This window comes from Micromonospora sediminimaris (assembly GCF_016863575.1).
Classification (GTDB): domain Bacteria; phylum Actinomycetota; class Actinomycetes; order Mycobacteriales; family Micromonosporaceae; genus Micromonospora; species Micromonospora sediminimaris.
Map to the genome: position 1 here is coordinate 13,048 of NZ_BOPD01000022.1, position 23,327 is coordinate 36,374.

At 72.0% G+C, this 23,327-nt stretch carries 23 protein-coding genes; 2 read left to right on the forward strand and 21 right to left on the reverse strand.

Annotation, left to right across the window (positions count from 1 at the left end; all coding sequences use genetic code 11):
* Positions 1 to 45: 45 nt before the first annotated feature.
* Complete coding sequence (locus Vse01_RS18210) at positions 46 to 597, forward strand: hypothetical protein (RefSeq protein ID WP_170863562.1); 552 nt, start codon at positions 46 to 48, stop codon at positions 595 to 597.
* Positions 598 to 653: 56 nt separating this feature from the next.
* Here Vse01_RS18210 and Vse01_RS18215 read toward each other — a convergent pair whose 3' ends face one another.
* From Vse01_RS18215 to Vse01_RS18275, 13 genes are all read right to left on the reverse strand, one after another.
* Positions 654 to 1,850, reverse strand: coding sequence for an MFS transporter (locus Vse01_RS18215; RefSeq protein WP_170863563.1), 1,197 nt, complete (start codon positions 1,848 to 1,850; stop codon positions 654 to 656).
* Positions 1,851 to 2,079: 229 nt separating this feature from the next.
* The gene (locus Vse01_RS18220; RefSeq protein ID WP_198413232.1) at positions 2,080 to 2,517 is read right to left on the reverse strand and encodes a RidA family protein; all 438 of its coding nucleotides are present in this window, start codon (positions 2,515 to 2,517) and stop codon (positions 2,080 to 2,082) included.
* Positions 2,514 to 3,245: a 2-keto-4-pentenoate hydratase gene (locus Vse01_RS18225; protein ID WP_093408661.1), complete on the reverse strand. Its 732-nt coding sequence runs from the start codon at positions 3,243 to 3,245 to the stop codon at positions 2,514 to 2,516. Before Vse01_RS18225 ends, Vse01_RS18220 begins: the two co-directional genes overlap by 4 nt.
* On the reverse strand, positions 3,242 to 4,273 hold the full coding sequence (dmpG, locus tag Vse01_RS18230) for a 4-hydroxy-2-oxovalerate aldolase (RefSeq protein ID WP_093408664.1): 1,032 nt from the start codon (positions 4,271 to 4,273) through the stop codon (positions 3,242 to 3,244). Before dmpG ends, Vse01_RS18225 begins: the two co-directional genes overlap by 4 nt.
* Entirely contained in the window at positions 4,270 to 5,205 is a 936-nt protein-coding gene (locus tag Vse01_RS18235; RefSeq protein ID WP_093408666.1) for an acetaldehyde dehydrogenase (acetylating), read from the reverse strand. Before Vse01_RS18235 ends, dmpG begins: the two co-directional genes overlap by 4 nt.
* Entirely contained in the window at positions 5,202 to 5,996 is a 795-nt protein-coding gene (locus tag Vse01_RS18240; protein WP_093408669.1) for a 2-keto-4-pentenoate hydratase, read from the reverse strand. Before Vse01_RS18240 ends, Vse01_RS18235 begins: the two co-directional genes overlap by 4 nt.
* Positions 5,993 to 7,504, reverse strand: a complete 1,512-nt coding sequence (locus Vse01_RS18245; RefSeq protein WP_093408671.1) for a 2-hydroxymuconic semialdehyde dehydrogenase — start codon at positions 7,502 to 7,504, stop codon at positions 5,993 to 5,995. Before Vse01_RS18245 ends, Vse01_RS18240 begins: the two co-directional genes overlap by 4 nt.
* A 16-nt stretch (positions 7,505 to 7,520) precedes the next feature.
* Entirely contained in the window at positions 7,521 to 7,796 is a 276-nt protein-coding gene (locus Vse01_RS18250) for a EutN/CcmL family microcompartment protein (protein ID WP_093408674.1), read from the reverse strand.
* On the reverse strand, positions 7,796 to 8,122 hold the full coding sequence (locus Vse01_RS18255) for a BMC domain-containing protein (protein ID WP_093408676.1): 327 nt from the start codon (positions 8,120 to 8,122) through the stop codon (positions 7,796 to 7,798). Before Vse01_RS18255 ends, Vse01_RS18250 begins: the two co-directional genes overlap by 1 nt.
* Before the next feature lie 24 nt (positions 8,123 to 8,146).
* Positions 8,147 to 8,437 (reverse strand): BMC domain-containing protein, encoded by a 291-nt coding sequence (locus Vse01_RS18260; protein WP_093408679.1) that lies wholly within the window; start codon positions 8,435 to 8,437, stop codon positions 8,147 to 8,149.
* Positions 8,438 to 8,447: 10 nt separating this feature from the next.
* Entirely contained in the window at positions 8,448 to 9,287 is an 840-nt protein-coding gene (locus tag Vse01_RS18265; protein WP_093408681.1) for a DODA-type extradiol aromatic ring-opening family dioxygenase, read from the reverse strand.
* Complete coding sequence (locus Vse01_RS18270) at positions 9,280 to 10,260, reverse strand: DODA-type extradiol aromatic ring-opening family dioxygenase (RefSeq protein ID WP_093409051.1); 981 nt, start codon at positions 10,258 to 10,260, stop codon at positions 9,280 to 9,282. The genes Vse01_RS18265 and Vse01_RS18270 overlap by 8 nt, the downstream gene beginning before the upstream one ends.
* A complete protein-coding gene (locus tag Vse01_RS18275) occupies positions 10,257 to 12,275 on the reverse strand; it encodes a hydantoinase B/oxoprolinase family protein (RefSeq protein ID WP_093408684.1) in 2,019 nt (672 codons plus the stop codon). The genes Vse01_RS18270 and Vse01_RS18275 overlap by 4 nt, the downstream gene beginning before the upstream one ends.
* A gap of 105 nt (positions 12,276 to 12,380) precedes the next feature.
* Here Vse01_RS18275 and Vse01_RS18280 point away from each other — a divergent pair, with 105 nt between their 5' ends.
* Positions 12,381 to 13,205, forward strand: coding sequence for an IclR family transcriptional regulator (locus Vse01_RS18280; protein ID WP_232511381.1), 825 nt, complete (start codon positions 12,381 to 12,383; stop codon positions 13,203 to 13,205).
* A 5-nt stretch (positions 13,206 to 13,210) separates the two neighbouring features.
* Here the strand turns inward: Vse01_RS18280 and Vse01_RS18285 are convergent, their stop codons facing one another.
* From Vse01_RS18285 to Vse01_RS18320, 8 genes are all read right to left on the reverse strand, one after another.
* Entirely contained in the window at positions 13,211 to 14,830 is a 1,620-nt protein-coding gene (locus Vse01_RS18285; protein WP_093408689.1) for a thiamine pyrophosphate-binding protein, read from the reverse strand.
* Positions 14,827 to 15,576: an enoyl-CoA hydratase/isomerase family protein gene (locus tag Vse01_RS18290; RefSeq protein ID WP_232511382.1), complete on the reverse strand. Its 750-nt coding sequence runs from the start codon at positions 15,574 to 15,576 to the stop codon at positions 14,827 to 14,829. The genes Vse01_RS18285 and Vse01_RS18290 overlap by 4 nt, the downstream gene beginning before the upstream one ends.
* The gene (gene purB / locus Vse01_RS18295; RefSeq protein WP_093408692.1) at positions 15,573 to 16,931 is read right to left on the reverse strand and encodes an adenylosuccinate lyase; all 1,359 of its coding nucleotides are present in this window, start codon (positions 16,929 to 16,931) and stop codon (positions 15,573 to 15,575) included. The genes Vse01_RS18290 and purB overlap by 4 nt, the downstream gene beginning before the upstream one ends.
* Positions 16,931 to 18,493, reverse strand: coding sequence for a class I adenylate-forming enzyme family protein (locus Vse01_RS18300; RefSeq protein ID WP_093408694.1), 1,563 nt, complete (start codon positions 18,491 to 18,493; stop codon positions 16,931 to 16,933). Before Vse01_RS18300 ends, purB begins: the two co-directional genes overlap by 1 nt.
* A gap of 4 nt (positions 18,494 to 18,497) precedes the next feature.
* The gene (locus Vse01_RS18305; RefSeq protein ID WP_093408697.1) at positions 18,498 to 20,507 is read right to left on the reverse strand and encodes a hydantoinase/oxoprolinase family protein; all 2,010 of its coding nucleotides are present in this window, start codon (positions 20,505 to 20,507) and stop codon (positions 18,498 to 18,500) included.
* A gap of 74 nt (positions 20,508 to 20,581) precedes the next feature.
* A complete protein-coding gene (locus tag Vse01_RS18310) occupies positions 20,582 to 21,412 on the reverse strand; it encodes an ABC transporter permease (protein WP_093408699.1) in 831 nt (276 codons plus the stop codon).
* Positions 21,409 to 22,266, reverse strand: a complete 858-nt coding sequence (locus Vse01_RS18315) for an ABC transporter ATP-binding protein (RefSeq protein ID WP_093408702.1) — start codon at positions 22,264 to 22,266, stop codon at positions 21,409 to 21,411. The genes Vse01_RS18310 and Vse01_RS18315 overlap by 4 nt, the downstream gene beginning before the upstream one ends.
* Complete coding sequence (locus Vse01_RS18320; protein ID WP_093408704.1) at positions 22,263 to 23,222, reverse strand: ABC transporter substrate-binding protein; 960 nt, start codon at positions 23,220 to 23,222, stop codon at positions 22,263 to 22,265. The genes Vse01_RS18315 and Vse01_RS18320 overlap by 4 nt, the downstream gene beginning before the upstream one ends.
* Between the last annotated feature and the right edge of the window lie 105 nt (positions 23,223 to 23,327).

The following is a 23,327-nucleotide window of genomic DNA, read 5'->3' on the forward strand; positions in this document are numbered from 1 at the left end:
GGTCGCACGCTGCACACCGCGCCTCCACGCCGATACGGTCGGCGGGTGGCGTACGACAGTCAGGCCGAGAGTCTGCGTCTGATCAGATCGGGTCTGCCGGACCGCCCGGTGCGGTTGAGCCGGCGTCGCCGATTCGCGCCGGTCGCGGTCGACGTGGACGGCGACATCGCCGCCACCCGGTTTCTCCGTCGCGGCGTCGGCTGCCACTGGGATGAGACACACCTGCTGGCCGTCGACGGCCGCGGCACCTGGCGACAGCTCGGCGGCAGCGCGTCGTCCAGCGGCGAAGACCTGACGGCGGACGAGTTCGAACGCGCCCGCGTCGGCCTCGCGCCGCATGACGTGGTGGTGGAGGGAAGCTCCGGTGCCCTCCGCGACACCCGGCGCCCGCTGCCATGGGGCAGCCGGTGGGTGCACGCGGGGGAGATACTCGTCGGTTCTGGGATCGCGGAATTACGGGTCGCCGACCGTCGGCTGTCCGTCCCGTACCACGGTCATCTGATCGTGGTCTGGGGCTCCCGCCGGCCGCCGACGGTCACCGCACACGACGACGCCGGTCGCACGGTGGCCACCATCGCCCTGCCCCGTGAGCGATGACCCGGCGGTCGGGTCGTCGCTGCCTGCCGGCCCGTTCGACGGTGCCCTTCCGCTGCTCAGGCGCGGGCGGGCTGACGGCCGAAGGCGCGCATCGCCAGCGCGCCGACGAACGGGCCCGGAGCGAGCAGCAGAAACGCCCAACGCCAGCCGACCGCGTCGGCCAGCACGGGCACGAGTTGAATGGTGACCACGGTCAGGGCGAACCCGATGGCCGTCTGCGCGGTGAGCGCGGTTCCGACGTACCGCCTGTCGGCGACCTCGCTCAGGGCGGTCGAGAAGACGCCGGAGTCCGCGATGACCGCGGCACCCCACACCACGCCCAGCAGCACGACGGCGCCGGGCGGCGCGGTGAAGAACAGCGGTGAGGCCAGGCAGCAGGCACCACTGACCACCAGGGCGGTGAACGCGGCCCGGGGTCGCCCGAATCGGTCCGCGGCCCACCCGCCGGCCAGGCATCCGGCGACTCCGGCGAGGCCGATGGCCAGGAACGCGAGCAGGCTGACGTTCACACCGTCGCGGCCGGTCCGGGCGGCCGTACCCGCGATCAGAAAGCTGGGCAGCCAGGTCCAGAGCGCGTACAGCTCCCACATGTGTCCGAAGTAGCCCAGGTTCACCAACCGGGGACCACGCTGGGCGAACATCGCCAGGGCGTACCGGGGGTACGGACGCGGTGGCGTGCCCGGGGCGAACTGCGGACCCTCCCGCACCAGGGTCACGGCCACCACCGCGCCGAGCAGCGCGCAGCCGGCAGCGGTGCCCATCACGCCGCGCCATGGCAGGTCGCCCAGCCCCCCGATCAGGTGCGGCAGCGCCGAGCCGAGGGTCAGCGCGCCGATCATGACGCCGAACGCGAGCCCTCGGCGGGCCGGCGGTGCCCAGGAACCGGTCAGCTTCATGCCGACCGGGTACACCCCGGCCAGGAAGACACCGGTGAGGAAGCGCAGCGGGACGGCCCCGGCCAGCCCGTCGACGGTGAGTGCGAAGACGCCGGTGCAGGCGGCGGCCAACGTCGCGCAGCCGGCCATCAGCAGGTGCGGCCTGATCCGGTCGGCCAGGTTCAGCACGGTGGAAGTGACGGCACCGGCGACGAACCCGAGTTGGACGGACGCGGTCAGCCAGACGGATGCGGCGGCGCTGATCTGCCACGACTCGCGTAGCGCCGGCACCACGGCGGAGGCCGAGAACCACACCGCCAGGCTGAGCACCTGGACGGCAGCGATAAGCGCACGCTGCACCCCGGGTCGTGACATCATCCGCGCTCCTCGACCGCCACCGTAGATCATCTTGGTGCGCAGCGGGCCGGGCGATGCGCCAGTGCCCGTTCGCAGCCGTCGCGGATGCCGGTTGCCGTGCCCCTGCACAACTTCGCGCAGGTGTCCGGGTCTCCGCTACCTGCCGTGACGCCCCCCACAACCGCCAGACCGTCCTAGGACGGTGGTGTCACCGCTCCGCTGGGGGCCTCGGGACGCTGGCGTGGACCGGTCATGGCCGCCGCCGGCCGACCGCCTGGATCTCGATGAGCAGGTGCGGGTGCGGCAACTGGTGTACGGCGACGGTGGTGCGGGTGGGGCCGGTCTCGTCGAAGTACTCGGCGTAGACCTCGTTGTAGCCACCGAAGTCGTTCATGTTGACCAGGTAGGTGGTGAGCTGGACAAGGTCGGTCAGGTCGGCGCCGACCGAGTGCAGGATGTCGCGGATGTTCTCGATGACGGCGCGGGTCTGCGCGCGGATGTCGAGGTCGGTGACGCCCATCGGGTCCACGGCCGCGCCGACGATGGTGTTGTCCGGCCGGCGGCTCGACGTGCCCGAGACGAAGATCAGATCGCCGGAGAGCTTGACGTGCGGGAACCGGCCGCGTGGCGTGGCCATGCCCGGCACGACTCCCCCGTGGCCCATGGCCGCCTCGCTTTCGCCGGTCATGACCCGACCCGCAGCGACGCCGTGCCGAGCTGCTCGACGGTGACCCGCACGTGCGATCCGGCGCGCAGCGGTACGGCGGCCGTCGCCGCACCGGCGAGCAGGACCGAGTTGTCGGCCAGGTCCACACCGTTGGCGTCGGCGAGCCGGACCGCGTCCGACAGCGCCCGGCGCGGATCGCCGAGGATGGCGGCCGTCGAGCCGATCTGGACGGTCCGCCCGTCGACCTCCAGCAGCACGCCGAGGTTGTCGATCCCGTCCGGTATCGGCTGCCAGGCACCGAGCACGAAGCCGCTGGCCGAGGTGTTGTCGGCGATGACCTCGGGCAGCGTGAAGCGGAAGTCGACGTACCGGGAGTCGATGACCTCGATCGCCGGCGCGACCGCCGTGATGGCACCGCCCTCGACGAGGAAGGCGACCTCCGGTTCGGCCTTCGGGTGGATGTGGTCGCCGAGTCTGATGGTGCCGCCGTCCGGGATCCGCATGGCGTCGGTGAGCCGGCCCCAGATGACCTCGTCGACGCCCATCTGCGTCATCTTGGCCCGGCTGGTCAGCCCCAGCTTCAACCCCACGGGACGTTCGCCACGGGACAGCCGGCGGTCCACCACCGCCTGCTGCACCCGGTAGGCGGTGGCCACGTCCAGCCCGGTCCCGGCCCCGGACGACGGGAGCGCGGTGCGGCCCGTCGCCGCGTCGTCGAGGCGTACGGCGAGTTGGTCGACGGTGCTCATCGGTCCCCTCCGGTGTCCGTGGTGGTGGCGTTCACCAGGTCGAGGGCGACGTCGACGATCATGTCCTCCTGCCCGCCGACCATGCCGCGGCGACCCAGTTCGACGAGGATCGAGCGGACGTCGACCCCGTAGCGGTGCGCCGCCCGTTCGGCGTGCCGAAGGAAGCTGGAGTAGACCCCGGCGTAGCCGAGGGTGAGGGTTTCCCGGTCGACGCGGACCGGCCGGTCCTGCACCGGCCGGATCAGGTCGTCGGCGGCGTCCATGAGCGCGAACACGTCACAGCCGTGGTCCCAGCCGTGCAGGTCGGCCACGGCGACGAACACCTCCAGGGGTGCGTTCCCGGCACCCGCGCCGTGTCCGGCCAGGGACGCGTCCACCCGGGTGGTGCCGTGCTCGACCGCGGCGACGCTGTTCGCCACGCCGAGGGACAGGTTGTGATGCGCGTGGATACCGATCTGGGTACCCGGGTCGAGCCGCTGCCGGTACGCGTCGACCCGCTCGGTGACGTCCCGGGTGAGCAGCCGGCCACCGGAGTCGGTGACGTAGACGCAGTGGGCACCGTACGACTCCATCAGCTTCGCCTGCTCGGCAAGGGCCGTCGGGTCGGTCATGTGCGCCATCATCAGGAACCCGGACACGTCCATGCCGTTGTTGCGCGCCCATCCGATGTGCTGGGCGGAGATGTCCGCCTCGGTGCAGTGCGTGGCGATCCGTACGCTTGTCACCCCCAGGTCGCGGGCCGCCTTCAGGTCGGCGATGGTGCCGATGCCGGGCAGCAGCAGGGTGGTCAGCTTCGCGGTGGTGACCGTCTCGGCCGCCGCGGCGATCCAGTCCGCGTCGGAGGCGGCGCCGTGCCCGTAGTTCACGCTCGATCCGGCCAGGCCGTCGCCGTGCGCGACCTCGATCGCCGCGACACCTGCCGCGTCGAGGGCCGCGGCGATCGACCGGACCTGGTCGACGGTGAACTGGTGCCGGACGGCATGCATGCCGTCCCGTAACGTCACGTCCTGGATGTACAGCCCGGTCACGCCGGCACCTCCCGTCCGGCACGTGACGCCACCATCCGCTCCGCGGTGCGCAGCGCCGCCGAGGTCATGATGTCGAGATTCCCGGCGTACGCCGGCAGGTAGTGCCCGGCCCCGGACACCTCCAGGAACACCGACACCTGCACGCCGGTGAACCGGGCACCCAACGCGGGCACGTGGGCGTCGACCTCGTCGAACTGCACCCGCTGCTTTAGCCGGTAGCCGGGCACGTACCCGGCGACGGTGGCGACCATCGCCGCGACCGACGCCGCGACGGCCTCCCGGTCGACGTCCCGGTCCGGGCACAGGCAGTAGACGGTGTCCCGCATGATCATCGGCGGCTCCGCCGGATTCAACACGATGATGGCCTTGCCGCGCTCGGCACCGCCGACGACCTCGATCGCCCGTGCCGTCGTCTCGGTGAACTCGTCGATGTTCGCCCGCGTCCCCGGCCCCGCAGACCTGGACGCGATCGACGCCACGATCTCGGCGTACCGCACCGGCGTCACCCGGCCGACCGCGGCGACGACTGGAACGGTCGCCTGACCACCACAGGTCACCATGTTCACGTTCGGCTCATCCAGATGCTCGTCCAGATTCACCGGCGGCACCACGTACGGGCCGACGGCGGCCGGGGTCAGGTCCACCACCAGCCGGCCGTGTTCCCGCAGCAGCGCGGCGTGCCGGTGGTGCGCCCCCGCCGACGTCGCGTCGAACACCACCCGCACGTCGGCGAACTCCGGCATCGCCAGCAGCCCGTCGATCCCGTCGGCGGTCGTGGCCACCCCGAGCCGACGGGCCCTGGCCAGGCCGTCGGAGTTCGGATCGACCCCGACCATCGCCACCATCCGCAGCGACTCCGACACCCGCAACACCTTGATCATCAGATCGGTGCCGATGTTGCCCGACCCGATCACCGCAACACCCGTGGTCATGTCGTCTCTCCCAGCTCGAAGCAGGCCCGGACCGAGCCCAGGCCAGAAATCCGTGCCTCGTAGGCCGCGCCGGCGGTGACCGGCACCATCGGCCCGAGCGCCCCGGAGAGCACCACGTCGCCGGCGACCAGCGGAGCGCCCGCGACGGCCAGCGTCTGCGCCAACCAGGCCACCGCGTGCACCGGATTGCCGAGGCAGGCGGCGCCGGCCCCCACCGACACCGGCTCTCCCGCGTGTTCGAGCACCATCCCGGCCAGCCGCAGATCCACGTCCGACAGCTTCCGGGGCTGGTTACCGAGCACGAACAGGCCCGAGGAGGCGTTGTCGGCGACCGTGTCCACGATCGAGATGTCCCAACCCGCGATCCTGGAGTCCACGATCTCGATAGCCGGCAACACGTGGTCGGTCGCCCGGATGACGTCGACGGCCGTCACCTGCTCGAACGGCAGATCCGCCCCCAGCACGAACGCCACCTCGGCCTCCACCCGAGGTTGCAGCAGCCGACCACGGGCGACCTCGGCGCCGTCCGCGACGGCCATGTCGGCGAACAACACCCCGAAGTCCGGCTGGAAGACGCCGAACGCCTGCTGCACCGCCGCCGACGTCAGGCCGACCTTGGCTCCGACCCGGCGGCGGCCCGCTGCCTCCCACGCGACGACCTGCGCCTGCTGCACCTGGTACGCCGCGTCGACGTCCCCGGCCGGCAGCAACTCGCCGCGCAGCGGCGGCACGGGTCTCCCGGTCTCGTAGGCGCCTCGGAGCAGGTCCGCGGCCCGGGCAACATCAGTCATGACAGATCCACGCAGACATTCGTCAGCTCCGAGTAGAAGTTCAGCGAGTGGACGCCGCCCTCACGGCCGACGCCCGATGCCTTCACGCCACCGAACGGCGTACGCAGATCCCGCAGGAACCAGGTGTTCACCCAGACGATCCCCGCGTCCAGACGTACGCCGGCCCGGTGCGCCCGGCCCACGTCCCGCGTCCAGACGGTGCCGGCCAATCCGTACTCGCTGTCGTTGGCCAGCGCGAACGCCTCGTCCTCGTCCTCGAACGGCGCCACGTGGCAGACCGGGCCGAAGACCTCCTCCCGGTTGACCCGGGCGTCGGGCGTCAGGCCGGTCAGCACGGTCGGTCGGACGTACGCGCCGCCGTCGCGGGCGTCGTCGAAGCTCGGGACGCCGCCGCCGGCGAGGACCGTGGCGCCCTCGGCCCGGGCCAGGTCGTAGTAGCCCAGCACCTTCTCCCGGTGCTGGTGGGAGATCAGCGGCATGTTCGTCGTCGCCTCGTCGGCGGGCCAGCCGAACGCCAACTCGTCGGCCCGCTTCGCCAGCCGGGTCACGAACTCGTCGAACACCGGCCGCTGCACGAACAACCGCTCCGTGCACAGGCACACCTGCCCACCGTTGGTGAACGACGACCGTACCGAGCCGGCGACCGCGGCATCGAGGTCGGCGTCCGCGAAGACCAGCCCGGCGTTCTTGCCACCCAGTTCGAACGAGACCGCCTTCACCCCGTCAGCCGCGGCCCGCATGATCGCGGCGCCGGTCGCCGACTCGCCCGTGAACGTGACCGCGTCGACCCCCGGATGCCGGGTCAGGAACTCCCCCGCCGAGCCCGGCCCGAACCCGTGCACCACGTTGAAGACGCCGTCGGGCACCCCGGCCGCCGCCATCACCTCCGCCAGCAACGTCGCCGACGACGGCGTCTCCTCCGACGGCTTCACCACCACCGCGTTGCCACAGGCCAGCGCCGGGGCCACCTTCCACGTCAACAGCAGCAGCGGCAGGTTCCACGGCACGATCACCGCCACCACACCGACCGGCTTACGCACCGCATAGTTCAGTGCCCGTCCGCCGCCCGGTGTCACCGTCGTGAACGACTCCGCCGGCGCGGTCGAGACGATCTCCGCGAAGGCCCGGAAGTTCGCCGCGCCGCGCGGGATGTCGAGGGTCCGTGCCTGCGCGATCGACTTGCCGGTGTCACCGACCTCCGCAGCCAGCAGGTCGTCGAACCGACGCTCCAACTCGTCGGCGACCCGGTACAGCACCGCGGCCCGCTCCCGCTCCCCCATCCGACCCCACGGTCCACGCACCGCCGATCGGGCCGCCGCAACCGCGGCGTCCACTGTGGACTTGTCGGCCTCGGCGACGTACCGGATGGTGTCTCCGGTGACCGGGGAGACCTTGGCGAAGTGTGTGCCGGAGGTGTCGAACTCGCCGTTGACGAAGTTCGGCAGCACGGTCGGCTCGCCGGCCGGCCGGCCGGCGAGCAGGCTGGGGGACCAGAGCCCGTCGGTCATCAGGCGTACCTTTCGGTCAGGCGGTGATGGGCGCGGTGTCGGCGGCCTCGGCGGCGCCGGCGTCGGCGACCAGGGCGACGACGGCGGCATCGACGGTGGGCTCACCGGCCACCGCGGCGGCTGCCTCGTCGGTGACGACAAGCACGGTGGTGCCGACGCCGACGTTCAGCGGGTCGACGGCCACCAGGTCGGGGCCGTCCGGCCGGACCCGGATCAGCACCAGCCGCCGGCCCTGCAACGGGGTCAGGATCCGGTCTGCCCACACCTTGCCGACGACCTCGCCGAGCACCATCAGCTCGCTCCGTGCAGGCCGGCCATGACCTCGCGGATCCGGGCGGTTTCCGGGTTGTCGAGCAGCGCCGCGGTGTTCGGGTGCGGCTTGGGATAGACCTGCGAGCTGCGCAGCTCGCCGTGGGCGCGGATGGCGGTCTCGCCAGCGGCGACGGCCTGCCGTACGGCGGCGAGGGTGCCGCGTACCGCGACGGCGAGATAGCCGCTGGTGACCCGTTCGACGCCGACGCACCGTACGTCCGCGGTTTTGATCATGGCTTCGATGCCCGCCGAGAGGGCCACGACTCCGCGGGTCTCGACGATTCCGATCGCGATGTCGGAGGACATGTCTGGTTCTCCTTTGCCGGTGAGTCAGTTGCCGACGAGTTGGGGGTCGGCCGCCAGCGCGCTGACGGCGTCGCAGGGGCTCGCGAAGACGATCGAACGCACCGAGCGGCTCTTGGCCCGGGCGGTCTCCTCGCCGATGTCGACGGCTTCCTCGACGGTCGCCAGGTCACCGCGTACGGCGACGGCCACGATGCCGCCGCCGAGCCGGACCACCTTGGTCACCTCGACCTCGGTGGCCTTCACCATCGCGTCGACGGCGTCGAAGATGGGGGTGAAACCTTCGGCTTCGACGAAGCCCACGGCCATGTTCCGCATGCTCTCTCCTCTAGTGGTGGTCTGGCAGGTTCCAGGACACGACGGCGCCGCCGGTGCCCCAGATCGGGCCGTAGGCGTGCAGTCGGGCCGGGCCGGTGGTTGCTTCGGCGCCGGTGGCGAACGCCAGCGCCCGGAACTGGCTGTCGGCCTGCGCCTGCCGGGCGAAGTCCTCGCGGACGGCGAGGACCTCGTCGACCTTGCCGGCGGTGAGCAGGTCGAGGATCCGGGTGTTCCACTGGTCGTGGCCGGGTGCGCCGATGCGGTCCTGGCCGGGCTCGATCCACTGTTGAATGAGCCCGGAGGACATCCCGGTCACCACGACGACCGCGGCGCGCAGACCGGCGTCGCGGGCGGCGGCGGCACCGGCCCGACCGACGTCGGCGAGGGTGTCGGCGTCGGCGTACAGGTTGCAGGAGACCTGCGCCCAGCGCAGCTTCCGGTCCGGGTCGAGCAGCGCGGAGGTGACGATGGTGCCGGTGTCGATCGGGAACCCGTCGTAACGGGTCCGTCGGGCCTGCAATCCCCCGGCCTGCACCCGCGCCGCCCAACGTTCGGTGAAGTCGACGTCGAACCGCAGGTCGTAGTCGAGCAGACCGTAGTCGTAGGCGTACCAGTTCTCGTCGACGTGCTGGCCGCGCGGGTTGGGGTCGCACTGGAACTGGTGGCCGAGGACGGTGAACCACTGCGTCGACAGCAGCAGCACCACATCGGGTTCGAGGCGGCGCAGCCGGGCGCCCACGTCGCGGGCCGCGTCGGCCAGCGCCGACCAGCTCGGCGCCGCCTGGTCGGCGAGCAGGTGGGGCATGCCGGGCAGCAGCGCCCCGGCGAGGATTCCGGTCCGGTCAGCCATGGTGGCTCCCCTCGGGCAGCCACTCCACCACCGCGTTGCCGGTGCCGATGATCGTGCCGTAGCCGAGCACGTCGCCGCCGACCTTGGGCCAGCCCATCGCGGCGAGCATCCAGGTGAGGCTGCCGGCCTTGGTTTCCGAGGCGGTCGCCTCGATGTGTTCGGGGATGAGTTCGCGCAGCGGCGCGGTGGGTCCACGCCGGATCGCCTCCAGCAGTTTCATGTCCCACCGGTACTGGTGGTTGTTGTACGGGTGTTCCCGCTCCATGTCCTCGGGCAGCTCCGGTTCCTCGTGCCAGTGCAGGTGCGACAGCGAGTTGGAGGCGAGCAGGACGGCCCGCCGGCCGGTGGCCTCGACCGCCCGCCGGGTGGCCTCGCCGAGCACCTCCATCTCCTCCAGCGACGCGTCGGAGTAGAAGTACGGGTTGTTGTTGGCCGACAGCGAGACCACCGGGATGTCCCAGGCCGGGTTCGCCAGGTGCAGGGCGCCGATGGTGGCGTAGTCGACGCGTACCCGGGGATCGCGCAGCGTGCGGGTGACCAGGCCGAGGCCGCTGGCCTCGTCGGCGATCGCCTCCCCCAGTTCGACGTCGGTACGGAAGTCGTAGCGGTAGCGGAACAGGTGCGGGAAGATCGGCTCGACGGAGATGCCGCGCGGGTTCGGCACACAGTTGACGTGGTGACCGACCATCGTGATCCAGTGCGGGGCGTGCACGATGAGCACGTCCGGCTTGTGCACCTCGCGGATGCGGGCGCGCAGCCGCTCGTACGCCCAGCGCAGCGTTTCCCAGCCGCCGGTGGAGCGGGGTTCGTTCTGCGGCGGATTCTCGGCGTAGATCAGGTGTGGTGGGTGTGGACTCAGGCAGCCGGCGACGATGCCGCAGCGTGGCGGCGTGGCGGTCGGCTGCGGTGCCCGCGGGGCGGTGGTGGCGCCGCCCCGGGCCGGCGGCAGCGGCACCCGGAAGACCTTGCTCATGACCATCCTTCCCCGGTGAGCACCCGCACGTAGCTACGGTCGTGCGGGGCGGCGCCGAGAATCTGCAGCCCGTCGTCGTCGAGGGCGAGTTCGTCCGCGGCCAGTGCCGCGTCATGCCGGATCCAGGCCCGCAGCGGGGCCGGGTGTGCGCCGTGCACCTCGACGAGGGTGTCCTCGGCGAGATCGCTGCCGGCGGCGACGTAGGCCAGGCGTCGCTGTCCCCGCTGGCCGGTGTAGGCCGGGTTGGCGGTGACGGTGGTGCGCAGCCAGCGCCGCTCGTCGCGCAGTCGTTGCCGGTGCGCGGCGGTCGCGGTGGCATCGACCCGGCCGGCCCGGTCGATCTCGACGCCGTAGCGCCGCCGGGCCTCGGCAACGGTCAGGTATTCCTGGGCGACGTCCTGGGCGACCTCCTCGGGCAGCCGCTCCAGCGGATCTCCCCAGCCGCCACCGCCGGCCGACTCCATGACCAGTACGTCGCCGGCACGCATCGGGAAGCCGGCGACCTTGCCGGGGGTGGCGAAGTCCACGCGCTCGCCGTCCGCGCGCCGGATGTGGGTCACGGTGGGTGCGCCGGGCCCGCCGTTGCGCAGCCCGTACGGCGGGACGGTGGTGCGGTCGGTCTGCACCGAGTACGCGCCACCACTGGCCAGCAGGCGGGTTTCCCGGCGGCTGCCGAGCCCACCGCGGCGTACCCCGTCGCCGCCGGAGCCGGCCCGCAGCTCGCACGCTTCGACGAGAATGGGTATCTCGGTCTCCAGCCGCTCGACGGACTGGATGGTGGAGATGTCGCCGAGGTCGACGGGGTTCATCGCGCTGGGCCCGTCGGATTCGAGGAATCCGCCGTTGCCACCGGCCGGGTAGTCGTAGTAGAGGTAGGGCCGCCCGGTGTGCTCGTCGACGCCGCCGATGAGGTTCTGGAAGGTGGTGCCGAACTGGTCGGCGGCGATGAGGTCGGGTGCCACCTGGCTGAGGGCGGCCATCACGGCCGAGATGACCCGCTTGCGGACCTCGCTGTGCGCGTTGGCCGGGGCCGGATAGCTGACGTGCACGACGGTGCCGGGTTCGGTGAGCACCCGCAGCGGCCGGAACGCGCCGTGGTTGACCAGGCCGCCGGGGTCCAGTGCCGACTTGACCGCGATGAAGACGCCGGCGACGGTCATCGCCCGCGAGGAGTTCACCACGGCCGCCACCTGGGCCGACGAGCCACGGAAGTCGGCCTCGATCTCGTCACCGTCGACGGTGAGCGCACAGCGGACGATGGCCGCGTCGTAGTGGCCGTCGGTGTAGAGGTCGAGGTAGTCCTCGTAGCGGTAGGTGCCGTCGGGCAGGGCCCGGATCATGGCGCGCAGCCGCTGCTCGGTGCGGTCCATGTTGGCGGCGACGGATTCGCCGATCAGGTCGGTGCCGTGCCGGGCGACAAGTTCCCGCAGCCGGCGCTCGGCGGTGTGGCAGGCGGCGATGCTGGATTCGAGGTCGCCGCGGCGTTCCTCGGCCATCCGCACGTTGGCGAAGACGATGTCGAACGCGGCCCGGTTCGGTCGGCCCTGCTCGATCAGCTTGATCGGCGGGATCCGCAGCCCCTCCTGAAGGATCTCGGTGGCCTGGCCGGAGACGCTGCCCGGGGTCATCCCGCCGATGTCCGCCCAGTGCATGCGTACGCAGGGGAAGAGGAAGAGCTTGCCGTCGACGAAGACCGGGCTGATCAGGGTGACGTCGTTGAGGTGGCTGCCGCCGCGATAGGGGTCGTTGACGATGTAGAGGTCACCGGGACGCATCTCGTCGGCGAAGTCGGCGAAGATCTCCGCGACCGAGGCCGGCATGGCGATGACGTGACCGGGCATGTCCCGGCCCTGGGCGACCATCTGTCCCTGCGGGTCGAACAGCGCGCACGAGAAGTCCTGCGCGTCGGCGATCACCGGCGAGTGCGCCGTACGGAAGATCGTCTGTCGCATCTCCCGGACGATCGAGATGAGACCTTCGGTGACGACTTCCAGGTCGATCGGGTTCACAGTCATGCGGATGCCTCACTGGTTCCGGCTCGATCCCGGTCACGGACTGGACCATATTGTGGTCCTAGAGTTATATTATGAAACCTAGCAACCGAGAAGGTGGGAAGCAAGATGTCGTACGCCACTGACCCCAGCCCGGACGACGGGCCGGCCCCCCGCGAGTCCGGCACGCAGGCGCTGGACCGCGCGCTCAGCGTGCTGCTCGCCTTCCGCGGCACCGACACCGAACGCAAGGTCAGTGACGTCAGCCGCGAGCTGGGGCTGCACAAGTCGACCGCCAGCCGGTTGTTCCGTGCCCTGGCCGACGCCGGCTTCCTGCACCGCAACGAGGAGAACGGGAACTACCGGCTCGGCGTCACCGTCTTCGAACTCGGCGCCCGCTACCTCGCCGGCCTCGATCTGCACGGCGTCGCCCGCCCCCTGGTGCACCGGCTGGCCGAGGAAGAGGGCGAGAGCGTCAACCTGTCGGTCCTGGAGGGCCTCGACGCGATCTCCATCCACGTCGTGCAGGGCACCCGCAACCTGCAGCTCGTCTCCCGGCTCGGCCGGCGCATCCCGCTGTGGTGCAGCGCTGCCGGCAAGGCGCTGCTGATCGACCAGGACGACGCGCAACTGCGGGCCACGCTGGCCACCGCACCGTTCACCGCCCTGACCGGCAACACGATCACCGACCTGGACACGTTCGTCTCCCGGATGGCGACGGTCCGGCAGCAGGGCTGGGCCCTCAACGACCAGGAGAGCGAGGAGGGACTGCGGGTCGTGGCCGCGCCGGTCCGCGACCGCCACGGCCGGGTCACCGGCGCGATAAGCGTATCCGGCCCGATCTTCCGGCTGGACGAGCCACGGGTGGCGGAACTCGCCGCGGCGGCCTGCCGGACCGCCGACGAGTTGTCCCGGCAGCTCGGGTACGGCTTCGGCGACGTCTGGGGCGACTGACCCGGTCAAAACTTGTCCTGCACCACGTCGGGGCGTACCCGAACGTGGAGCACGGCCGGCCCGGTCAGCGGCAGCACCTCGTCGAAGGCAGCCTGCGCGCCCGCGTCGTCGGTGACGGTCCACGCCGGCGCCCCGAGCGCGCGGGCCACCGCGGCGAGATCCCGTTCGGGGAACCGGGCCAGCTCCGGGTCGACCCCCCGAGGGGCGAGCTTGCGCACCTCCGCGCCGTACGCGGCGTCGTCGAGCAGCACCAGCAGCACCGGCGCGCCGACCCGGGCCAGAGTGTCCAGCTCACCGAGCCCGGTGAGCAGGCTGCCGTCCCCCTCGAAGGCGACCACCGGCCGGTCGGGACGGCCCACGGCGGCACCCACCGCGAACGGCAGCCCCACGCCGATGCTGCCGAACTCCCACGGCGCGACGAAGGACCGGTCGGTGGCGGCCGAGTCGAGCAGCAGGTTGGGCCAGCCGCCGAAGTGACCGACGCCGACCACCGTGGTCCGCTCGCGCGGCAGCCGGCCGGCGCAGATCCGGATGAACGCGCGTGGATCGATGCGGTCCGCCGTGGATGCGACGGCCAGCCCGGCGAACGGGTCGGCGACCGCCAGCTCGGCTGACAGGTCGGAGCTGCGCCAGTGCGGCCGGCGTACCGGCGCCAGCACCGCCGACACCGCCCGGGCCGTCTCACCCGCGTCGCCGAGCACCCCGGCGGTCACCGGCCAGCGGGCCCCGATCGCCGCCGGGTCGACGTCCACGCTCACCACCACCGCGTCCGGGAAGAGGGCACCGTGGTCGGCGGTCCACCTGTTGAGCCCGGCCCCGAAGGTGACCACCAGGTCCGCCCCGGCCAGCACCCGCCGGGTCAGCGGCCGGGACAGCCCGCCGGCCACCCCCAGGTCGTACGGGTGCCCGGCGAACAGGCCGGCGGCCATCAGCGTGGTGGCGAGCAGGGCCCCACTGCGGTCGGCGAGTTCCCGGATCGCGGCGGCCGCCGACTCGGCGCCCCGGCCGGCGAGCAGCACCGGACGCTGCGCCGTACGCAGCCGTCGGGCCAGCGCGTCGACGTCGGCGGGATCCGGCACGAGCGGTCGCGGCGCCCGAGGCGGCACCGGCGCCGGCCCGACCGGGCCGGGCGGCACCGCCTCGTCCGCGAGATCGATCGGCACGTTCAGCACCACCGGGCCGGGCAGCTCGCGGGCCGCCCGGAACGCCAGCCCGACATCGCGTACGGCGGTCCCGGCGGCGGCGACCGGCACGAAGGTGCCCGCGGTGGCCAGCGCGTACGGCTGCTGGTCGAAATGCTGCACGTGCAGCGGGTCACCGGGCGGAGTGTCGCCGGCGATCAGGACCAGCGGGGTGCGGGCCTGCCGGGCGATGGTCAGGGCCGCCCCGGCCACGGCCAGCCCGGGCCCCTGGGTGACGGTCGCGACCGCGCACCGGCCGGTGGTGCGGGCGTACCCGTCGGCCATCATCACCGCGGCGTTCTCGTTGCGGGCCGCGACGAACCGCACCCCGTGCCGGTGCACCAGGTCGGCGACCAGGAACATGTTGGCGTCGCCGAGCAGCCCGAACACGGTGTCGACGCCGCGCGCGACGACGGCGTCGGCGATCGCCTCGAAGACCTTCATCGTGCTCCCCCGTCCAGATAGCCGCCGGGCGGGCGCAGCGCCACGCTCAGCGCGCCGAGGTAGGAGTCGTTGGCCACCGCGTCGAACCGGGGACCGGCCAGCCGGGCCGCGCGCTTGGTCATCGACCGACCGACCGCCGAGGTGGCGAGCAGCCGGTCGGTGATACCGGTGACGGCGGCCGGCAGTCCGTCGGCGTCGACCACGGCCGTGACCAGACGCAGGGCCAGCATGTCGGCCGGCTCGACCCGCTCGCCGAGCAGCAACCAGCGCTTGGCCAGGTCGGCACCGACCAGATCCGCGAGGATCGCCATGCCGCTCCAGGTCAACGGGATGCCGAAGGTCACCTCGGGAAAGGTGAAGTAGGCGCTGTCGGCGGCCACCCGCAGGTCACTGGCGAGCCCGAGGACCGCGCCCGAGCCGATCGCCGGCCCGTTGAACGCGGCGACCGTGGTCTGCTCCAGCCGGTACCAGCGCTCCACCAGGTCGGCGGTGCGCCGCTGGACGTACATGGTGGTCTCGGCGTCGAGGCCGGCCAGCTCGTGCAGGTCGGTGCCGGCGCAGAACGCCGTACCGTCGCCGGTGAGGACCACCACCTCGACCGTGCGGTCGCGGCCGAGTTCGTGCAGCACGTCCTCGAAGCGGGCGAGCATCCGCAGGTCGAAGCTGTTGCGTCGGGAGGGCCGGTGCAGGGTCACCCGGGCCAACCGGCCCGAGCGGTGCAGCAGCACGGACTGGTCACTTGTCATGTCGACTCCGAGGTCAGCAGGGCTCGATCGACCAGCGCGGCGGCATGGCCGACGTACGACACCGGATCGAGCAACCCGGCCAGTGAGGTGCCGGGCAGCGCGGCGGCCACCTGCGGATCAGCCCGCAGCACCTCGGCGAACGGCCGGTTCTGCTCCAGGCTGTCGCGGACGATCCGCATCACCAGGTGGTGGGCCTGCTCGCGGCCCAGCGGCTCGGCGAGGCGCAGCATCACCGCCTCGGAGAGCACCAGCCCGCCGGTGACGTCCAGGTTGGACCGCATCCGGTCCGGGTTGACGCCGAGGTCACCGAAGACCTCGACCAGCCGTTCCAGGGCGCCGCCGATGAGGATGAAGCACTCCGGCAGCAACTTCCACAACGTCATGCCGACGCCCATGTCGCGGTCGTCCTGGGCGACCATGGTCTGTAGCGCCAGCGGCACCTGGGCGCGCAACGTGCCAGCGGCGGCGATCACCGCCTCGCACCGGATCGGATTGCGCTTGTGCGGCATGGTGCTGCTGCCGACCTGGGTCGCCCGCTGCGGCTCGTACGCCTCGCCGATCTCGGTACGACCGAGGAAGTAGACCTCCCGGGCCAGCTTCTCGGCGCTGGCGGCGACCAGCCCGAGGACCATCAGGCACTCGACGAACCGGTCCGACGTGGCGTGCCACGGGGTGTCCGCGACACCGAGACCGAGTTCGTCGGCCACCGCGCGTTCCAGGGCGAACGCCTGCGACCCGTACCCGGCCATCGTGCCGGCCGCCCCACCCATGCTGGTCACCAGCAGTCGTTCGCGCAGCTGGGCCAGCCGGGCCCGGTGCCGTTGCAGCTCGCTCTGCCACACCGCGCAGCGCAGGCCGAAGGTGGTTGGTAGCGCCTGCTGGCCGTGGGTGCGGGCCGGCATCGGGGTGGCCCGGTGGCGCAGTGCCAGCCGGCGCAGGATCCGCACCAGATCGTCGACCTGACGTTGCACCACGTCCAGACCGGCCCGGGCGCGCAGCACGAAGCCGGTGTCCATCACGTCCTGGGTGGTCGCGCCGAGATGGACGTAGCGGCCGGCGTCACCGGAGCAGGCGTCGGTCAGCGCCCGGACCAGCGGCACGAGCGGGTGCACGGTGTCGGCGGCCCCGGCGGCGAGCACCGCGGTGTCGAGCCGGTCGAGCCGGGCCGCGGCGGTGATCGCCTGGGCCGCCGCCGACGGGATGATGCCGAGGCCGGCCTGGCCACGAGCCAGGGCCGCCTCGACGTCGAGCCAGGACTGCATCAGCTGGCGGTCGTTGAAGATCCCACGCATCTCGGCGTTGCCGAAGAAACTGGTGACGGTCAACGAGTCCAGAAAACACGAGCCGAGCTGCATCAGCGTTCCTCCTCGCCGGTGAGCAGGCCGAGCGCGGCGCGCCGGTCGACCTTGCCGGACGGCAGCAGCGGCAGCCCCGGCACCGTACGGATCAGCGTGGGCACCTTGTGCCGGGCCAGCCGGGCGGCGGCCAGCCCGGTGAGCCGGTCCGGGTCGATCTCGGCGCCCGTGACGGCGACGACGAGGGCGCCGATCTCCTCACCCCAGCGCGGCGACGGCACGCCGAGTACGCACACCTGGGCCACGGCCGGGTCGTCGAGCAACGCCGCCTCCACCTCGGCCGGGCTGACGTTCTCACCGCCCCGGATGATCAGTTCCTTGACCCGGCCGGTGAGGGTGAAGATCCGGTCGGCGCCGAGCGCGCCCAGGTCGCCGGTTCGTAGCCAGCCGTCGGAGGTGACCGTGGCGCGGGTGGCAGCCGGGTCGTCGACGTAGCCGGCGGTCACCGACTCGCCGCGTACCAGCAGCTCACCGGGACGGCCGGTGGGCAGCTCGGTCCGGGTGCCGGGGGCGACGACGACGGCGCACAGGTCCGGCACGATCCGGCCGACGGTGTCGCCGGGACGGCCGCAGCTTCCGTCGCCGGGGTCGACGCTTATCGTCGGTCCGGCCTCGGTCTGCCCGTAGACCACGGCGATGCGGTCCAGCCCGAGCACCCGCCGGGTGCGGGCGAGCAGCGCCGGTGCGCAGGGCGCGCCGCCGAGGAAGCCGACCCGCAGCGAGGACAGGTCGAAGCGGTCCGGGGCGGCCTCGACGGTGTCGGCGAGCATCGTCGCCATCGTCGGCACCGCCTGGAGCACCGTGCACCGGTGCCGGGCGATCTGGGCCAGCACCGGGCCGGACCGGAAGCGGCGTACCGACACCCACAGTGCCCCGGTGACCAGGGCCAGGAGGGCGCCACTGCCGAGACCCGCCGCGTGCGCCAGCGGCAGCGGCGAGGCGATCCGGTCGCCGGTGCCGAGACCGGCGGCGTCGGCAGTCCACCGCGCGTTGACGATCAGGTTGCGGGCACTGAGCGAGACCATCTTGGCCGGACCGGTCGAGCCCGAGGTGAACTGGATGTTCAGGGTGGCGTCCGGGTCCGCGGCCGGGGCCGGCACAGCGTCGGTCCAGCCGGGCAGTCCGACCAGGTCGTCGTCGAACGCGTGCCAGCCGTCGGGGCGGGCGTCGGGCGGCAGCCCGACGACGGCCTGCGCGGCGGTGGCCGGGCCGTCGCGGTCCCGCACCCGGTTGGCGACGAAGAGCCGGCGCGGTCGGCTGCGGGCCAGTGCCGCGGTCAGCTCCGGGGTGCTCAGACCCGGATGCAGCGTCACCAGCGCGGCACCCCGCCAACTCGCGGCGGCCAGCAGGACCAGCCAGCCCAGACTGTTCTCGGCCCACACCGCGATCCGGTCGCCGCGACCGACCCCGAGCGCGGCCAGCGCCGCCGCTGCCCGGCCGGCCAGGTCGGCGAACTCACCCGTCGACACCGGCCGTTCCCGCTCGTCGAAGACGTACAGCGGGCGGTCCGGTTCCCGGGCGGCGCGGTCCAGAACGATGGCGTCGAAGGCGGAGGGGATCACCGGGTCACTCCTTGACGAGCAGCAGGTTTCCGTGGTCGTCGACGGTCGCGGTCCAGCCGACGCCGACCACGGTCGTGCTGCCGTTCTCCCGGATGACCGCCGGACCGGACACCGCGCCGCCGGGGGCCAGCTCGGTACGCCGCCACACGGTGGCGTCGACCCAGCCGTCGGAGCCGTAGATCCGGGTCCGTTCGGGCTGCGACGTGGCGCCGGCCGGGGGCGCGAAGCGTACGGCGGGCCGCGGACCGAACGCGGTCAGCCGGCAGTTGACGATCTCGGTCGGATGCCCGGACCGGGCGTACGCGTACCGCTCGGCGTAGGCGGCGTGGAACATCGCCACCAGCTCCTCGGCGGTCGCCGGCACCTCCTCGACGGGTACGGCGAGGTCGAAGGACTGCCCCCGGAACCGCATGCCGACCGACAGGCCGAACGTGACCTGGTCGGGTTCGACGCCGTCCTCCGCCTTGAGCTGTGCCCGCGCGACGTCACGCAGTTCGGCCACCACGGCGCGTACGGCACCGAGACCCGTCTCGTCGGCGGGCACCAGCACCGTACGCACGTAGTCGTGCCGGGCCTGGGCGGTGACGAAGCCGAGCGCGGAGAAGTTGCCCGGCACCGGTGGCACCAGTACCCGGCGGATGCCCAGTTCGTCGGCGAGCACGGTGGCGTGCATCGGGCCGGCCCCGCCGAAGGGCATCAGCACGAAGTCCCGAGGGTCGTGACCGCAGGCGACCGAGATCTCCTTGATCGCGCTGGTCATCTTGGTGGTGGCGATGGTGATGATGCCGTGGGCCAGTTCCAGGTCGTCGAGACCGAACTCGGCGGCGAGGCGGTGCACGGCGGCACGGGCGGCGGTGACGTCGAGGCGTACCTCGCCGCCGAGGCTCTCCTGCGGATCGAGGTGGCCGACGACCAGGTGCGCGTCGGTGGTCGTCGGCTCGGTGCCGCCCCGACCGTACGCGGCCGGACCGGGGGTCGAGCCGGCACTGCGTGGCCCGATCCGCAGTTCACCGCCCAGGTCCCGCCAGGCGATCGAGCCGCCGCCGGCACCGATCGTGTTGATCTCGACCTGGAAGGTGCGGTTCGGGTAGCCGGCGATCTTCCCGTCGTTCGTCATCAACGGGGTGCCGTTCTTGATCAGACAGACGTCGGTGCTGGTGCCACCGATGTCACAGGTGATCACGTTCGGGTAGCCGGCCAGCCCGGCGACGTGGACGCTGGCGGCGACTCCGCCGGCCGGACCGGACAACGCCAGGTTGATCGGCAGCCGGCCGGCCTCCTCGGTGGAGACGATCCCACCACTGCTGGTCATGATCGACAGAGGGTGGGCGTAGCCGCCGGCCGCGAGCGTGGTGCCGAGCCCGCGCAGGTAGTCCGCCACCGTCGACCGGACGCTGGCATTGAGCACGGTGGTGGTGAACCGCTCGTACTCGCCCTGCTCCGGCACCACGTCGGAGGAGATCGTGCAGACCAGACCGGGGTAGCGCTCGGCCAGCCGGGAGGCCGCCGCCCGCTCGTGCGCCGGGTTGCGGTAGGAGTGCAGCAGGCAGACGGCGACCGCCTTCGGCCCGGCGGCGGCCACCCGCTCCAGCACGGCGTCGAGGTCGGCGCTGTCCAGCGGCTGCACCACGCTGCCGTCGGCGCCGATCCGCTCCCGCAGCACGTGCCGCAGCCGACGCGGGGCCAGCGGCGGACGTCCCGCCTCCTTGACGCTGTAGAGCTGTGGCCGATGCCCCAACCCCATTTCCAGGACGTCCCGGAAGCCCGCCGTGGCCACCACGCTGACCGGCTCACCGGAGCCTTCCAACAGCGCGTTGGTGACCCGGGTGGTGCCGTGGACGAACCGGTCGACCTCGTCGAGGCGTACGCCGAGCTTGGCCAGGCCCTCGAAGATGGCCGCCGCCGGGTCGTCCGGCGTGGAGAGGGTCTTGGCCTCGGCGAGCCGGGCGGTGGCCGGCTCGTACACGATGACGTCGGTGAAGGTGCCACCGATGTCGACGCCGATGCACAGCATGGCGAGCCTTTCGCTAGTGGTGGGCGCGCGGAATGGGGCGCGACGTGGCCGGGCCGCCCGCCGGGGCGGCCTGGTCAGAAGGTGACGCCGTAGCGGCGCAGGGTCCTGCTGCTGACCATGCGCAGGATCCAGTCGAAGAGGTAGCCGAGCATGCCCAGGGCGATGATGCCGACGAAGACCCACTCGGTCTTGGCGTAGTTGCGGGCGGTCCAGATCAGCGAACCCAGGCCGCTCTGCGCCGCCACGATCTCGGCGGAGACGATCGTCAGGAAGGAGTTGCCCATGGCCAGCCGAGCGCCGGTCACGACGTGCGGCACGGTCGAGGGCAGCACCACCGAGACCAGCGTGCGAACCGGACTGGCGCCGAGGGCCCGGGCCGCCCGCAGCCGCAGCTCGTCGACCGACAGGACCCCGGCCAGCGTGTTGAGCGCGACGATGAAGACGGTCGTGTAGAAGATCAGCGCGACCTTCGACGCCTCACCCGGGCCGAGCCAGATGATCGCCAGCGTGACGAAGGCGATCGGCGGCACGAACCGGAAGAACTGGATGTACGGGTCCAGCATCAACCGCAGCCACGGCACGCAGCCCATCAGCAGCCCGACCGGTACGCCGATCACGACGCCCAGTCCCCAACCGGTCAGGATCCGGGTCGACGAGGCGTTCACCGAACTCCACAGCGTGCCGTCCTGGACCAGTTCGACCGCGCCGCGCCAGGTGAGCAACGGCGACGGCAGGAAGAAGGCCGTGTAGTTGCGGCTGACCAGGTCCCAGATGACGATGCCGAGCGCCACCGACAGGACCGACAGCCCGACCCGGGTCAGCCGGGGCCGGTTCCGGCGGCGGCGGGCCGGATTGGGCTCGGTCCGGCCGGTCCGCTCGGCGACGGTACGGACGTCCACGCTCATCGTCGCGTCCTCCTGTCCTCGTCGGCGGGCCGGCCGGCGGCCTGCCTGGCATCCGGCCCGTCGTGCCCGTCGTCGAGGCCCTGGGCGCGCAGGGTCCGGGCCACCTCGGTGCCGATGTCCTCGCGCAGCTGACGGAAGAGCGCGGCGCTCGCCGGGTCGGTCAGGTCGCGGGGCCGGGGCAGGTCGCACGGGTAGACGTTCTTGATCGCCGCCGACGGGCCGGCGGTCATGGTGACGATCCGGTCGCCGAGCAGGATCGCCTCGCCGATGTCGTGGGTGACGAACACGATCGTCGCGCCGGTCTCCCGCCAGATCCGGTCGAGTTCGACCTGCATCACCAGCCGGGTCTGCGCGTCCAACGCGCCGAACGGCTCGTCCATCAGCACGACTGACGGTTCGTTGGCCAGCACCCGGGCCAGCTGCGCACGCTGGCGCATGCCGCCGGAGAGCTGGCCGGGGAACCGGTCGGCGCTGTGACTGAGCCCGACCATGGCCAGGTAGCGGTCCACGGCGCTGGCCCGCTGCGCCTTGCCGACGCCGCGCATCCGCGGGCCGAAGTCGACGTTCTGGCGTACGGTCAGCCACGGGAAGAGGGCCTCGGCGCTCTGGAACACCACCCCGCGCGACACGTCGGGGCCGGTGACCCGCGCACCGGCGCAGGTCACCTCCCCACCGACCGGCTTGACGAACCCGGCGATCGCGTTGAGCAGCGTGGACTTGCCGCAACCGCTGGGGCCGAGCAGGCAGACGAACTCCCCACCGGCGATGTCCAGGTTCGCCTGGCGGACCGCCACGAAGTCGTCGAAGCGGATGTCGACGTCGCGTACGGACACCGGGGAGCCGGAGCGGTTCACACCACTCCCCTGACCATGACCGCCGCCGGGTCGGCCTTCTGATCCACGATCTTGCTGTCCTGCTGGAACTGGGCGATCTCGTTGTAGCGGGCGATGTCCTCGTCGGTGAAGTCCCGGACCTGGCACTGGACACCTTCGAGGAGGGCCTGGGCCTCCGCCGCCGGCACCTTGATCGCCGCCTCGGTGACCGTGCCGGCCTTGGCGGGGTCGGCGGTGAGCTGCTCGCACGCCGTCGCGATGGTGTCGACGACCTTCTTGGCGGTCTCCTTGTTGGCCTCGTACCAGGCGCCGTCGACACCGATGATCAGGTTGTAGACGTAGCCGATGTCCCCGCTTGTCAGCAGCACCGTGCCGCCGTTGGCGACGCCACGCGACGGCCACGGCTCCCACATGATGTAGCCGTCGACGTCGCCGCGCTGCAGCAGTGCCGGCATCTCGGCGGGCGAGGCGTTGACGAACTCGACCGCGTCGCGGCTGATGCCCTCGCTGTCGAGCACCTTGTTGGTGGCGTACTCGTTCACGGTCCCCGGCACGACGCCGTACTTCTTGATGCCGGCGACGTCGGTGATGCCGGACCGGGCGACGAGCTTGATGAAGCTGGGCGACTGGGAGAAGACCGCGAGTCCCTTGATGTCGCCCCGGGTCGCCCGGTTGAGCAGGCTCGACTCGGTGCTGGCGGTGACCTGGCCCTGTTTGGCCAGGATGGCGTCGAGCCCGCCGGTGCCCTCCTGGTACTGGGTGACGGTCACGTTGAGGCCGGCCTGCTCGAAGAGGTTCTCCTGGTTGGCCAGGTAGATCGGCGAGTACGCCGGGTCGACGCCGACGCCGAAGTTGACGGCGGCGGAGGGGGCGGCGCTGTCGCCGTCGGGCTCCCCGGAGGACTGGTTCTCGGAACACCCCGCCACGGCGACGGTCATCAGCAGGGCTGCGGCCGCGGCCCGCACTCGCATTCTCATGGCTACCCCAGACTTCAGCGGCTCATATTGTGGTCTTGGTTGCTTAATATGGGACGCTACTGTGAGGCGGTTTACAACGTCAAGAGTTTCGGCCACTGGGCTCTC